Source organism: Peribacillus sp. NPDC060253 (genome assembly GCF_042727425.1).
Lineage (GTDB): Bacteria > Bacillota > Bacilli > Bacillales > DSM-1321 > Peribacillus.
Map to the genome: position 1 here is coordinate 16,452 of NZ_JBHXAS010000058.1, position 14,666 is coordinate 31,117.

12 protein-coding genes and 1 pseudogene are annotated in these 14,666 nt (G+C 39.0%); 10 read left to right on the forward strand and 3 right to left on the reverse strand.

The features are described 5' to 3' along the window. Positions 1-181: 181 nt before the first annotated feature. Both ACFWE9_RS15675 and ACFWE9_RS15680 read right to left on the reverse strand, forming a co-directional pair. Entirely contained in the window at positions 182-349 is a 168-nt protein-coding gene (locus ACFWE9_RS15675; RefSeq protein WP_230161499.1) for a hypothetical protein, read from the reverse strand. Between the two features lie 74 nt (positions 350-423). Then, the gene (locus ACFWE9_RS15680; protein ID WP_230161497.1) at positions 424-2,073 is read right to left on the reverse strand and encodes an FMN-binding glutamate synthase family protein; all 1,650 of its coding nucleotides are present in this window, start codon (positions 2,071-2,073) and stop codon (positions 424-426) included. A 164-nt stretch (positions 2,074-2,237) separates the two neighbouring features. Here ACFWE9_RS15680 and ACFWE9_RS15685 point away from each other — a divergent pair, with 164 nt between their 5' ends. The 3 genes from ACFWE9_RS15685 to ACFWE9_RS15695 all read left to right on the forward strand — a co-directional run bounded on the left by ACFWE9_RS15685 (position 2,238) and on the right by ACFWE9_RS15695 (position 6,711). Next, positions 2,238-3,872, forward strand: coding sequence for an acetolactate synthase large subunit (locus ACFWE9_RS15685; RefSeq protein ID WP_377357603.1), 1,635 nt, complete (start codon positions 2,238-2,240; stop codon positions 3,870-3,872). 26 nt (positions 3,873-3,898) lie between these two features. Next, the gene (locus ACFWE9_RS15690) at positions 3,899-5,332 is read left to right on the forward strand and encodes an aldehyde dehydrogenase family protein (protein ID WP_230161493.1); all 1,434 of its coding nucleotides are present in this window, start codon (positions 3,899-3,901) and stop codon (positions 5,330-5,332) included. Positions 5,333-5,751: 419 nt separating this feature from the next. Then, the gene (locus ACFWE9_RS15695) at positions 5,752-6,711 is read left to right on the forward strand and encodes a phosphotransferase enzyme family protein (protein WP_377357605.1); all 960 of its coding nucleotides are present in this window, start codon (positions 5,752-5,754) and stop codon (positions 6,709-6,711) included. A 350-nt stretch (positions 6,712-7,061) separates the two neighbouring features. Here ACFWE9_RS15695 and ACFWE9_RS15700 read toward each other — a convergent pair whose 3' ends face one another. After that, on the reverse strand, positions 7,062-7,859 hold the full coding sequence (locus ACFWE9_RS15700; RefSeq protein WP_377357607.1) for a peptidoglycan-binding protein: 798 nt from the start codon (positions 7,857-7,859) through the stop codon (positions 7,062-7,064). Positions 7,860-8,172: 313 nt separating this feature from the next. On the opposite strand from ACFWE9_RS15700, the gene ACFWE9_RS15705 reads away from it, so the two are divergent. The 7 genes and pseudogenes from ACFWE9_RS15705 (at position 8,173) to ACFWE9_RS15735 (ending at position 13,782) form a co-directional block, all read left to right on the forward strand. Next, positions 8,173-8,826 (forward strand): HAD family hydrolase, encoded by a 654-nt coding sequence (locus ACFWE9_RS15705; RefSeq protein ID WP_377357609.1) that lies wholly within the window; start codon positions 8,173-8,175, stop codon positions 8,824-8,826. 232 nt (positions 8,827-9,058) lie between these two features. Further along, positions 9,059-9,592, forward strand: a pseudogene (locus ACFWE9_RS15710) (cupin domain-containing protein); the annotation flags it as partial. An 885-nt stretch (positions 9,593-10,477) separates the two neighbouring features. After that, a complete protein-coding gene (locus ACFWE9_RS15715; protein ID WP_377357611.1) occupies positions 10,478-10,981 on the forward strand; it encodes a GNAT family N-acetyltransferase in 504 nt (167 codons plus the stop codon). 46 nt (positions 10,982-11,027) lie between these two features. After that, positions 11,028-11,267 carry a hypothetical protein gene (locus ACFWE9_RS15720; protein WP_377357613.1) on the forward strand — a complete coding sequence of 80 codons (240 nt, stop codon included), beginning with the start codon at positions 11,028-11,030 and terminating at the stop codon, positions 11,265-11,267. A 221-nt stretch (positions 11,268-11,488) separates the two neighbouring features. After that, positions 11,489-11,755, forward strand: coding sequence for a hypothetical protein (locus ACFWE9_RS15725; protein WP_377357615.1), 267 nt, complete (start codon positions 11,489-11,491; stop codon positions 11,753-11,755). A 138-nt stretch (positions 11,756-11,893) separates the two neighbouring features. Beyond that, the gene (locus ACFWE9_RS15730; protein ID WP_377357617.1) at positions 11,894-12,826 is read left to right on the forward strand and encodes an ABC transporter ATP-binding protein; all 933 of its coding nucleotides are present in this window, start codon (positions 11,894-11,896) and stop codon (positions 12,824-12,826) included. Further along, the gene (locus ACFWE9_RS15735) at positions 12,826-13,782 is read left to right on the forward strand and encodes an ABC transporter permease (RefSeq protein WP_377357619.1); all 957 of its coding nucleotides are present in this window, start codon (positions 12,826-12,828) and stop codon (positions 13,780-13,782) included. The genes ACFWE9_RS15730 and ACFWE9_RS15735 overlap by 1 nt, the downstream gene beginning before the upstream one ends. The last annotated feature ends 884 nt before the right edge of the window (positions 13,783-14,666 follow it).

The window sequence follows — 14,666 nt, forward strand, 5'->3', positions numbered from 1 at the left end:
ATCGCTCAGCTAATAAAACTGCCTTCGCAACGTCAACAATTACAAGCTATGCTAAATACCCTGCCTCAGTAAAATACCGAGAGCAGGATATTGCATAGGCGCTTTCCGAGAAATTATATAATTCCGGTAACTGTATATTGATTTATCTTCCCTTTTTCTTCCACGTGCTGATGTGGTGCCGTTAAGGCATCTCGTCATCTTTTTCCCGATTTTTAAAAGCTTCATGTGTAACAATATCCTCAATCTGCTCATACTGTCGACTATGTTCTTTCTCTTCGCTTATTCTATTATCAGGTAAATTTCCAGGATGTCCTTTTTCTTTGTGATTAAAATTTTTACCGCGACCCATACTCAATCTCTCCTTTCTATACTTGCTTGTTTAGTTTTCTCCATCGCCCCAAAATTATGATTTAATTTCACTGTTTACTGTTTGTGCATCGTTCTGTTAAGAAGGAACTTTTGCTTCCTGGGTTCATTTACACCTATTTTCCGCTGGACTTCATGAAGGATGTTTTCGAGTGATGTAACGACGCCTTTATCATCTTTATAACTAATATGTTTCGGTTGAAAATGAACAGGTGAATTTAAACCTGCTGCGGCTGAAATTCGAAAAAGACCTTTTCGAAGTGTCACGAGAAAGTTGACCACACGGTATTTCTTTTCGTCTATCACGAGAGCTTTTTGCAAGTCTGGGTCAGTTGTCGCTACCCCAACTGGACATGCATTGGATTGGCACTTCAATGTTTGGATACATCCTATGGCAATCATGAATCCACGCGCAATATTGACGAGATCGGCTCCCATCGCTAAAGCAATCGCAATCCGGTCAGGGGTGAACAGCTTACCTGAGGCGATAATTTTAACCCGATCGCGCACTCCATATTTTTGAAGGGTCGAGACGACAATGGGCAGGGCTGATTTAATCGGCAATCCGACACTATCAATCAATTCTTGATAGGAAGCCCCTGTACCGCCTTCACCACCATCCACGGTGATAAAATCCGGTCCTTTGCCTGTCTCCTTCATATATTTGGCTAGTTCTTCCACGCTATCATTACCGCCGACAACCATCTTCATTCCAACAGGCTTACCTGTATGGTTACGGATTCTCTCAATGAATTCACACATCGTCGGTACATCACTGAATTGATGAAAACGATTAGGACTGTCAATTGATTTGAATGGTTCCACTTTGCGAATCTCGGCAATTTCCGGAGTGACTTTTTCCGCATCAATATGTCCGCCGCGGGTTTTGGCACCTTGAGCGAGTTTAATCTCAAATGCTTTTATTTGAGGAATCTCACTTTTCCGTTTTAACTCATCCCAATCCATTTCGCCAAATTTATCACGCACCCCGAACATGGCCGGACCAATCTGCATAATGATATCGACGCCACCTTTTAAATGATAGGAAGATAGCCCGCCTTCCCCAGTATTCATCCACGTACCTTTGGCTAACGCTAATCCTTCTGATAACGCTGTGATGGCATTATATCCTAATGAACCATAGCTCATCGCCGACATTCCAATCAATCCTTTTAATCTAAATGGATGCTTGGTATTTGGGCCGATGACCACGGCATCATCTTCATGCAATAAGTAAGCAGACGATTCCTCATCCTCCCATTTTTCCTTTCGCTGCGAAAAAAGCGGATCCTTCAATAAGATATACCTTTTGGTTATCACCTTTGTTTCTCTATCGAATTTTTCTTCTTCGGCTAATTTTGGGAACATGGCATTCCGAACAAAAAGGCCTTCTTCATCAAAATCGCGTTTAGAACCAAATCCAACTACATCTCGCATATACTTTGAGCTTTTTACAATATGTTCGTAGTCATCCCTTGAAAACGGCCTTCCTTCATTATCCCCGTTAAAAAAATATTGCCGCAATTCTGGACCGATTTTTTCTAAAAAGTAGCGCATCCTGCCTAGGACGGGGTAATTCCGTAGTATGGCGTGATGCTTCTGATTTCGGTCAAACAGTAATAAATAGATTAGAAAAATGACAAGTGCGATTAAAATAAGTGCAACAAAAATAAACGTGGTAATAATTAAACGACTTGCGATGTCCATTTTATCCCTCCTAGTAATGACCTTACCTGAGGTTAATTTACTCGAACCTTCATTACTTTATACAGGAGTGTCGAAATGATTTTTAAAGTACTCAAGTACATAATTTCTCGAAGGCTAAGCCAACATATAGAGATAGAAATCGAAATGGTCGAGGAGGGAATAGTTTGAAGGCATCAGATGTGTTTATACGATGTTTAGAGAATGAAGGGGTTCAGTATATTTTTGGGATACCGGGTGAGGAAAATACGGATCTTATCGATTCTCTAATAGACTCGGATATTAAATTTATCTTAGTTCACCATGAACAAGCTGCGGCTTTTATGGCAGACATCTATGGCCGGCTAACTGGAAAGCCAGGCGTTTGTTTGGGTACGTTGGGACCGGGTGCAACGAATTTATTGACAGGAATAGGCAGTGCTTACCTGGATTATTCACCTGTTATCGCGATTACAGGTCAGGCCGGCCTTGATCGAATTCATAAGGAGTCGCATCAATATGTGGACATTATTGGAGTTTTTAAGGAAGTAACGAAATGGAATCAACAAATTAAGGTGCCGCATACGATTCCGGAAATTATCCGTAAAGCATTTAAGACGGCAGTCATTGAAAAGCCGGGACCGGTTCATATCGAGCTGCCGGAAGATGTAGCGTTGATGGATACAGAAGGTGAACCACTTCCGGTGACACCAATGTCTAGATCCCGTCCAGCCGAAGAGGAAATAAAAAAAGCCGTGGAATTAATAAATCGTGCTAAAAAGCCTATTATTCTAGCTGGCAATGGCGTAATCCGCGATGAAGCTACGGAGTACTTACGGAAATTTGCAGAAACGAAGCAAATTCCCATTGTGAATTCGTTCATGGCCAAAGGTGTTTTACCCTCGGACCATCCATTGACCCTTTATACAGTTGGGATGCAGGCAAGGGATTATGTTCTATGTGGGTTTGATTTGGCCGACCTCATTATCACTGTCGGCTATGATTTCGTTGAGTATTTACCTAAATATTGGAATGATGAGGCGATGAATCCGATTATTCATATTGATGCTCGACCGGCTGAGATTGATGCGTATTACCCGGTTCAAGCTGAATTGGTGGGGAACGTCACAGAGTCGCTGGAAGCCTTGATCACTGATGTAGCGGAAAAAGAGCTTTGGCCAGAAGTGAAAAGGTTAAGGTCTCAAATTATTGAAAAGTTTCATTCCTCAGATGATGTATCAGGAAGCCCTATCATTCCTCAGCGAATTATCGCCGATTTGAAAAAGGCGGAAAAGGGGAATGCGATTGTCATTTCGGATGTGGGTGCCCATAAATTATGGATTGCACGGATGTATCAGCCGGAAAAGCCTAATCACACAATCATTTCTAATGGCTTTGCATCGATGGGTATTGCCGTTCCCGGTGCGATTGCGGCAAAACTGGCAAAGCCTGATAAACCTGTCATTGCAGTCACAGGGGATGGCGGATTTCTGATGAATGGGGTTGAATTGGCAACGGCCAAACGTCTAGGTCTTGCCTTCGTCGTCGTCATTTTCCATGATTCAAAATTGGGCCTGATCGAGTGGAAGCAATTGAATAAATTTGATCGTACAAATGCGATTGAATTTACGGACCCAGACTTTATAGAGTTCGCGAAAAGCTTTGGGGTTAAAGGAGTGAAAGTAACCCACTCCGATGAATTGCTCCATGCATTAGAAGAAGCGATTGCAAGCCAGGAAATTGTCCTGATTGATGTGGATGTGGATTATTCGGAAAATGTAGAGCTCTCAAAAACACTAGGTGATTATATTTGTAAATTATAAAGCAAGTATTACTGGAGGGATGATAGATGAAGAAAAAGTGGCAATTGTGGATCGGCGGCAAATGGCGGGAGGCTAAATCGTATGAGCCATTATATAATCCCCATACAAATGAAGAGATTGCACAAATCGGACAGGCTGAACCAGCGGATGCCGTTGAAGCGATTGTTGAAGCAAATGCAGCTTTTCAGAAATACCGCACCTATCCTGCACATGCACGGGCAGAAATTCTGGTGAAAGCTGCAGCCATCATGGAAGAACGCAGTGAAGAGCTTGCGAAAATCATTTCTCTGGAGGCAGCGAAAACGATTCGAAATGCTCGTGAGGAAATGAATCGTACGGTTCAAACCTACCGTTTTGCTGCAGAAGCGTCAAAGAACAATTATGGAGAACAAATTCCGATGGATGCGGCAGAGGGCGGGGTTAACCGTTTTGGCTTCACAGTTCGTACCCCGATTGGCGTCGTGACAGCGATTACCCCATTTAACTTTCCTTTTAATCTTGTCGCCCATAAAGTAGGACCTGCCATTGCAGCAGGAAATTCGATCGTATTAAAACCGGCCGAACAAACTCCTCTGAGTGCGCTGGTGCTTGCCGATATTTTTAAAGAAGCAGGGCTGCCAGAGGGAGTATTGAACATCATTCCAGGCAAAGGGGATGTCTTAAGTGAAGCATTGACGACCCATCCACATGTAAAAAAAGTGACTTTCACTGGCAGTGTGGAGGTCGGACACCTCATCCAGCAGCAGGCAGGTTTCCGTAAGCTTACACTTGAACTCGGATCCAATTCGCCGTTCATCATTGATGAAGGAGTTGATATCGATAAAGTTATTGATCGAAGTGTGATGGGGTCATTTACGAATAATGGGCAGGTGTGTATCTCGATTCAAAGAATTTATGTTCACAAATCCCTGTACCAACGATTTTTGGAGCGATTCGTCAGTACGACCAAACAGCTTGTCATCGGTTCACCGCTGGAGGAAAACACGAATATTACAGCAGTCATTTCGAAAAAATCATTGGAGCGGTTACAAAAATGGATTGAGGAGGCGGCACAGGAAGGAGCAAAAATTGAGTGCGGCGGTACAGTGGAAGGCAATGTACTATTACCTACCGTATTAACCAATGTAAATCGTGACTCCAAAGTATTTCGTTTCGAAGTATTTGGTCCGGTCGTCTGTATTTTCCCATTTGAAACGCTGGATGATGCCATCAAGGATGCAAATGATTCACGCTACGGATTGAACTCAGGAGTGATGACACCGAGTATTGAACGGGCTTTTTATGCGGCGGAACGTTTGGAAACGGGTGGAGTCGTCATAAATGATATCCCGACCTATCGGATTGATAATATGCCTTATGGTGGCTGGAAGGACAGCGGTGTTGGCAGGGAAGGTGTCAAATATGCCATGAATGAAATGATGGAGCAGAAGTTCATTAGCTTTAAAATAAGCGACAAATGATTCGTGGTAAAAAGACGAGTATTAAAAATTGACGGATATGTAAGAGTAAAATACATCGTCTTCACTTGAAGGTATGAGCTGTCATCTAGGCGGCTCCTTTTTTATTTCACAAAACCGGATAATGTTTTGTGACATTTTTCCATACCAAGTGCTGCGTAGCTGTTCATTTTCTTAAATGAACAATTGGACGAAATTGGGAAAATAGAATGATAAAGGATGGCAATTCGATGTCGCTTCACCACTATTCACATATATTTACCGTAAATTAATATAAAAGAAGAATGATAGACGAATAAAGGGAAATGGTATTTCCCTATCGTATTAAACATATAATAATTCGTTTTTTATTAACATTATAAACAGGAGTGAAGATAATGGAAGCGTCGGTGGAACGGATTTTTACAAAGGAAATGGTAGGAATGGCCGGGCATTTTTTTCAAGTGAATGCAGAGAGTCCAGTTAAACTTGGAGATGCAGAGAACTACGTATTTGAGGTTTACCGGGATGGAATGCCATACATCTTAAGATTGACACATCAATCACATCGTTCAAAAGACCAAGTGCTTGCTGAGTTAATGTGGATTGAGTATTTACAGAATAATGGAAGTGATATTCCGAAGGTTATTCCTTCAATTGAAAATAACTTAGTTGAAATCGTAAAGGGTCTCGATGGCACTGTTTTTTATTGTTGCCTGTTTGAAAAAGCTCCTGGTGTAAGGATGAAAATGACTGATGAAAATTTTAACGAAGATTTATTTTTTGTATGGGGAAAAACAATAGGTCACCTACATAAAGAAACAAAAGGCTACAAACCGGAAACTAAATATAAAAGGTTGTATTGGTTTGAAGAAGAATTATTGAATGTCAAACTCTATAATTCTGATGCTCCAGGGCAAATGATGCACCAACAAGAATTAATCATGAAGAAATTAAATGCTCTTCCAGTACATCAAGATAACTTTGGATTGATTCATTCTGATATTCATCACGGAAATTTCCATTATCATGAAGGTGAAATTCACGTTTTTGACTTTGATGACTGTTCAAATCACTGGTTTGCCAGCGATTTGGCCATTCCTCTCTATTATCTTATGTGGAGCTTGGAACGTGATGGCGTAAAAGGCCGCGATGGATATGCTGCTAAATTTATGAAGGCATTTATAAAAGGCTATGAGACGGAAAATATACTTGCAGCCGAAGATTACGAAACAATCCCGTTATTTTTAAAATTAAGAGATCTAACATTATATAATTTTTTCCATAAAAAGTATGATTTGAAGAATACGGATAGTCCATTAAACCAAACCGTTCAAAAAATTGAACAAAGAATAATGGAAAGTCGTCCGATCGTTGACTTCGATTATCACGGAATTTATTAAGCTGTTGATTGGGATGTATCTGAACCTTTAAGCGGGGTACTGACAAGGAAGCCAACCCTCTAATTTTAAAGGTGAGCTTAGGAGTTTTTTTAACAAATCATCGGGCATTTCCATGTACAAAAGTATGGGGATTGTTGAAGAATGCCGTAAGATTAAGGAATTTAAGATCAATGAAAGTGATTACGTTGACGACATCATTATGTGCAAATTTTGTTATAATATAAGCCCCAAAAGGAAACTCCCAATCTATCAGAAGCAAATGGAAAGAGCATGTATGGAATCATTCCATACATGCTCTTTCTGTTTAGTTATGTATTTGTTTTATCGTAAAGCGATGGTTTCGTGATGCATCATTTGATTATTTTTACTTTCACTTGCTTTCTTCCCCATGTTAAAGCATCCGATTCTTTTGCGATGAATACATCAATTCTGTTTCCTTTGATCGCGCCGCCCGTGTCTGCAGCGATGGCTTGTCCGTAACCTTCGACTTCAACGATGGAGCCTAGCGGAATCACGTTCGGATCGACTGCTATCAGTTTGGCATCATCATATTTTTTTAGGTCAACGCCCATTCTTGTAGTGCCTGAGCATCCCTCGCAGCTCGCTGTATATGCTGTACTTGTTACCGTAAGTTCTTTAACGGATGAGCTCGCTAAACTTGCCTTTTCTTCCAATTTACTGAAGGTCCGTGCACCGGCTATTCCATCAGCCGATAATCCCTTTTGCTTTTGAAAATTCATAACGGCTTGCTTTGTACTTTGTCCATAAATGCCATCTATTGTTGATGTGTAAACATCCCAGTCTTTCAATAGCCTTTGCAGTTCAGCTACAGGTCTTCCCATATCCCCGCTTTTCAGTACCTGTATTTTCTGATTCGTCTGTGTTCCTGCTATTCCATCTACTTTCAGTCCTGATTTTTCCTGAAACTTCTTAACGGATTCTTTTGTAATCGGTCCGAAGTAGCCTGTTGCTTCATGATAGGGAAAAACCCCTTTTGTCAGTAATAATTCTTGTAATTCTTTTACATCAACATTACTCATTCCAAATGAAAGTGTGCGATCATTCGCTGCGGCTTCGCCTTCAGTTGGCATGCAAACTCCTAGAATGAATACAGAAGCCGTTAGGATCGTTAATAAAATTTTCTTCATGTTTATCCTCCTCGTTGTTTCCTGCAATTAAACAATTCGTTAAACGATCACCCTTTTAGGCGCAGTTAAGGAAAAACACCGCGAAGGCACTAAGTAATTGTTAAAACATGTAACAGAAAGAAAAGAAATGAGGCGGACATCGGGTTACGATATTCTTAGTAATTAGATAATTATGGGAAATGAACAGTCTTCACATTAAATGAACAGAACAGTTTGGTTGAACAAAGGGTGTTCATTCATGTACGTTTATATTAAAACAAATAACTTGAAGCGTATGTGTATTTCAGGGATAAGTTAGAAGGAGGAAATCAATTTGCTTAAAGCAGTTATTTTCGACTTTGATGGATTAATTTTAGACACAGAAACGGCCTGGTATGAAGCTTATAAAGAAACGATGGCTTTTTATAAATCCGATTTGCCTCTCGAACATTTTGTTAAATGTATCGGGACGGATAATACTGAACTTAATCAGTACTTCAAGGATCAGCTGGGGGAAAGTTATAATATTGAAGAAATTGAATCAAGAGCAAAAAACCTGCATCAAGAAAAGATGAAAACACCCCAGGCTCGTGAAGGTGTAAAGGATTATTTAGAAGCAGCAAAAAAAAATGGCTATAAAATCGCCCTCGCTTCCAGTTCAACAAAAGAGTGGGTCACTCATCATTTGGGGGAACTCGGACTGTTACACTATTTTGAAGTGATTATCACAGGGGATGACGTTGATAAAGTAAAACCAGCGCCTGATTTGTATGTATTGGCAATAGAAGTCCTGGGCATTCAGCCCACAGAAGCCGTAGCATTTGAAGATTCGCTAAATGGGCTTCAAGCGGCCCTGACTGCTGGAATAAAGTGTGTGATTGTACCTAATCCCGTCACGGAAGCTTTAGCTTTTGAAAATCATCATTTACGCCTCCGATCGATGATGGATATGAGTTTGACTGATGTTATAAAACTTATGGAGCAATAAGGTGTTTAAGAAAATTACTTATATGATCATCGTAAGGTTTTAGATCAGTACATCTTGAATGGAAAACCATTCAATGGTGGCTTTAGTAAATAACGGAGGAGCCATTTTATCGTGCTTAAACCAACGCCGAAGATGTTAGAGTCTTCGGTTTTCCTTTTTTATCACGGTTCTGTTTCCTTAACATAGGATGAAATTGATGAATATACCCAATTAAAGAATGGAGTTGTTCTATATGCCAACCTCTTATATGGATTACACAGCACTGAGCACCCAATATTTTGCAGACGTCAATAAAAACCGATTGAATACACGGAATCATGAAAATTACATTAACCGATTGGGAAGGGATGTTTTAAATACACTTGGTGAAGTCTCTCTTCTTGATATCCACTTAAGTCAAGGACGTGTCGTCGAACCGCATTACCATCAAAATGCAGCTGAACTTGTTTATTGCATTTCGGGTTCAGCGACAGTGTCATTGATTAACCCCTTTAACAATCAGGTTATAAATATCCCAATCCAGCCGGGGCAAGTCGCAAATATCCCTCAAGGGTGGTGGCATTGGGAAGAAGCTTCTGAAGATGGGACCCACCTAATAGCAATCTTTGATGCTCCATATCCGGAGTACATCTTGGGGTCTGATATTCTGACGAAAACCCCAATTGAAGTGCTTGCGCATACTTATTGCTTAGATCCTGAAAAATTAAAAGAAACACTAAAACCTTTGCACGGGCAAACCATCGTCATCGGACCAACTGATGAATGCGTAGCTGGAAAAACCCAACAAGCAGGGGTGGATACAGAAAGTTCCAGCATGAATAACCACTATATGAGCAACCAGTATATGACTAATCATTCAATCAGCAAACAGCATATGAACAGCCAACCGATGAGAAATCAATATATGGGTAACCAATATATGAGTAACCAACATATGTACAATCATCCAATGAACGATCAACATATGAGCTATCATCCGTATTCGGATCACCAATATTCCTATCCAGCCGAATCTCCACAGGTAAACTATACAAACCCTTACTACGGATATCGGCCATAACCTTGTTATTTAGGGCAGACAGTCAGCAAAGAGGGACTGTCTTTTTTTTATAGCGAAAAGTTTTGATAACGTGTAAAATCTCCTAAGAAAACACCAGACACAAAGAATATGGCTTTCCAATTACAGACAGCTTGAATGAATGGTATATTTTAGATGAAAGATAAGGAAATTAGTGTCCCCTTAGAAAAGAGAGTGAATAATCTGTGTAGGTATCCTAGTTGAATTCAGTTGAAAATAGGAGAGGAAAAAGTGATGATGGAATTCTTCATGGAAATACTTTCTTCCTTTATTTATTTCGGTGATGACTCATTACATACAAAAAAAATAGATAGAAATATAAAATCATTAAAGCGGAATAAATGGTTTAATGATTTATATGAAGATGAAAATTATCACCGCCTTTTTTTTGTTAATAAAAGGGTAAGAAAGTTTTTACAAAGCAATTTCCGCGTAAAGCGTCTTGTTAAGAGGAAAAAGAATCAGAAGAAATTTCTAATGTTCTTAAATGAACAGCTAAAGAGAAGTGAGCAATCCGGGTGAAGGATCCCTTTATAAAAGATAAAAAAACAATGAAGGAGTGTGCGAGTTTTTATGGGATTCCTTGTGAATGAAGGAGAAGTTCAGCTGCGGGTGGTCAATGAGAGTGATCTTCCAACCTTTTTTGAGCAGCAATTGGATACGTCTGCAAACTATATGGCTGCATTCACACCTAAAGATCCAACAGACAAAGTGGCTTTTTTGACCCACTGGAAGAATACCTTAGCGAACCGGAATATTTTGAAAATGACCATACTCTACAACGGGAGTGTTGCGGGCAACATTCTCCAATTTGAACAGTTGGGTAACCCAGAAGTGTGTTACTGGATTGGAAAGGAATATTGGGGTAAAGGTATTGCTACAGAGGCACTGCTCCTTTTTTTGCCGGAAATAAAAGTTCGTCCTCTTTATGCACGGGCTGCCAAGGATCATATTGCATCTATTCGGGTGTTGGAAAAGTGTGGATTTGAAAGATTCGGTGAGGACAAGGGGTATTCCCATGCAAGAGGTCAAGATGTAGAAGAGTTCATTTTGAAACTTGATTCTCTAAAAAAATAAGGGTTAAACAACATCGTTTAATTTGTGAGGAAATGGGTGACATCGAATGGGATTTAAGATTTTTTCCATCATTTTCATCTTGTGCGGTCTTTTTGTAATGTGGTTCGCCGTTTTTGGTAAAAAGAAAGAGATCAAAGAGTTCGGTACTGGAATACCAACGAGTATCATTGATTTTATTGTAATGACGATATATATGCTTTTTCCTCCTTTTATTAGAAGGATTATTCTTTTTGCTTTAGGGCTGGCCGTTTCTATTGGCTTTACCTATGTGTTGCTTTTCATATGAACGAACCTGATAAGTTACATAAATCATGAAACTTTATCCTTTCAAAGTCGTATAAAAAGGTAACGATAAATAGGAGATGTTGCTGATTAATGAAAAAAGTCATGTCCGGGAAATGGATAATGGGATGATGGGAGCGGCAAGTTCTTTTCTAGTTATTAAGCAAAGAAGGATTCGACATTAAAGTCAAAAATTAGGCAGATGAAGACATATCAGGATTACATTTGTCCTATCATCATATGAATTCTGATAGTAACATTCCCTCTATCCTGACAGACAAAGAATATAAGCTGAATGTAACGCCAACTGAAGGCTTTACCGAGAGCTCCAAGATATTGCACTATAAGGATAGGGAACGGATGCTACATACAGAATCTATCATTGGCTATTTTGAAAAGGGGTATGTAGGAAAGGCGACAATCAGCTTGGAATCGATTGATAAGAATGGTGAAATTCAAATGACAGTCAAGAATGATACTGAAATCTATTGATCTCAGCGGATGTTAAAAACAGTGCAACACCTATGTTATATCTCGAAATGGAAAAATATCAATATAGAATTTTTATGAAAAATATGGTAATCTTGAATTTGTGTGATTTTGGAAAATATATAAAAAGGAAGGTATTATATGTCTGAAACGGTTCTTAAGGTTCAATCCTTAACTAAAAAAATTGGAAAAGCAACCATTGTAGACAATGTTAGCTTTGAAATAAAAAGTAATGAAATATTTGGTTTGCTTGGTCCGAATGGAGCTGGTAAAACCACGATCATTCGGATGATCACAGGTCTTATCAATCGTACGGGAGGTTCTGTCATGATCAATGGTAGTGACCTTGATAAAGACTTTGAGGGTGCGATGAATCAATTGGGGGCCATCGTTGAAAATCCTGAATTTTATAAGTACATGACTGGCAGGAAGAATATCCTCCATTATGCTCGTATGTCATCTAATGAGATAACTAATGAGAGAATAGAAGAGGTCATAAAGCTTGTCAAATTGGATCATGCCATCGATAAGAAGGTTAGGACCTATTCATTGGGCATGCGCCAGCGCCTTGGTGTAGCACAGGCCATTTTACATAAACCTTCTTTATTGATTTTTGATGAACCGACGAATGGCTTGGATCCACAAGGGATTCGTGAGTTTCGTGATTATTTGAAAGTACTGGCAAGTGAAGGCGTCGGGATACTGATTTCATCCCATTTACTATCGGAAATGCAGTTGATGTGTGATAGTTTTGCCGTTATCGAAAAGGGAAAACTCATACATACGAAAGAACATATTGTAGATGAAAAAACCGAGACGATCAATGAGGTTTCATTCACTGTCAGTGATGGGGAGCTAGCTAAAAAAATCCTTCAAGAACAGTTTAAGGATATTTCGATTCTTAAGTTTGATTCGAAGACAATCTCCATATCAGCAACACGTGAACAAACGGCCCATATAAACAGGATTTTTAATGGCAATCAGTTGGATGTCTATGAAATAGGCATTACTAGAAAATCACTGGAAGATAAATTCTTCGAAATTACTGAGCAGGAAATGAGGGAGTCTGTATGATGTCCTTAGTAAAAAATGAATGGATGAAAATCTTTTCAAAGATATCAACTTATATATTCATCGCTTTTCTTTTATTGGCAGCTTTAGGGACTGCAGTAATCGATTTGAAACTAAGTCCCGACGAATCGGGTAAAGATTGGAAGCAAGAGTTGAAGGCAGATATACAAGAACAGCAAAAGGCTTTGGAAGCTAAGGATATCAGTGACGAGGAAAAAGCGATGATCATGGAAGAGATTGATCTCAATAAGCAACTTTTAGCTGATGATATAAACCCTGACTTAAACACGAATTGGACCTATATGGCAGAATGGACGACATCATTAACATCATTTGTCACTTTATTCGTCGTCATTGTTTGCAGCTCGCTCGTTTCCTCGGAATTTTCGGATGGTACCATTAAACAACTGTTGATCAGGCCTTATAAACGTTGGAAGATTCTACTTTCCAAATACATTACTTCCCTGTTATTTGCAGCGTTATTACTTGCGAGCCTATTTATATTCAGTTATCTAATCGGAATCATATTCTTTGGCAATGGCTCGTATTCAGACAAAATAATGGATCCCGCATCTTTCGGTGAATTCAGTCCGGTGGTAGTCGGAGAATATTTCGTAGACATGATTGTTTACTGGATACCAGGATTCTTGGTCATCACGACCATCGCTTTCATGTTAAGCACATTATTTAAAAACCAAGCACTTGCAGTAGGTATATCCATTTTCATCCTATTTGCGTCTTCGACATTAAATATGGTCATTCAATCATTCATCGGTAAATACGAGTGGTTAAAATTCGTCTTATTCCCCCACCTTGATTTAAGGGGCTATATTTCCGGAACCATAGAAATGTTTGATGGAGCTACCCTTGGATTTTCAATGGGCGTACTAGGCATCTACTATCTTATCTTTTTAGCGCTAACTTTCTTCTTCTTCCAGAAAAAAGATATCACTAATTAATAAAAGCAAAAGAAAAACCGAAATCAGTGGCTGATTTCGGTTTTTTTCATGAAATGAATATGTTTAGTTCGGTTAACGTGTTGAAAAATCGGGCTACACGCCGATAATTCGACCTACACACTGATAATTCGACCCCATGCCAAATAGTTCTTCCAGATGAAGTGTCGTTTTTTTTGTTTTCGCAAATTGAAAAAATCATCAGTCTTACTAACGGAGAGGCAGCGCTTTTCTGAGATTACTAATATTAGAAATCGACTGTGTTAGTTATTTGGTAGCACTGTTATTTCGCAGCTTCTTTCCCCTTAAAATCTCCCTCTAAAACTTGTAAAGCGAATCTCCATATTGATTGAAAACTGAAAAGTTCTTCGGAAATTGTCGTTACTTCAAATTTTATTCCAATAATTTTGAATACCCGATAAGTATATAAATTGAGTTATTTTACCGATAACAGGTATTTTAACCTAATCTCTTATGATTATATAAAATTCATTAATACTTAGCTGTCCTTTTCGTAATGGTTGATAAGTATCTATATTTTGTTTTATTTTGTAAATGTTCTGATATTTTTACTAATTTACTAGATATATTTACCGATGTATAATCAGTCGGAGTTAATTGGAATTGGAGGGAATATTTTGTTTAAATTCAGAAAGTATTCGGGAAAACAAAGAATTACGAGTATATTAAATTCTATTAAGTTGAGGTTAGATGTATATGAATACTTTTTTATTTTATAGTGTCCTAGTTCTTATTGGGATTCTATTAATTGCTAATTCAAGTGATCGTTTTTGGATTTGAGTCAATATTTTGGACACAAAAAAGTTAAATCTTAAGCTGTTTTTGTAATTTGATCTTCAATGGCTTGTGGAGTTTTATATCCTAAG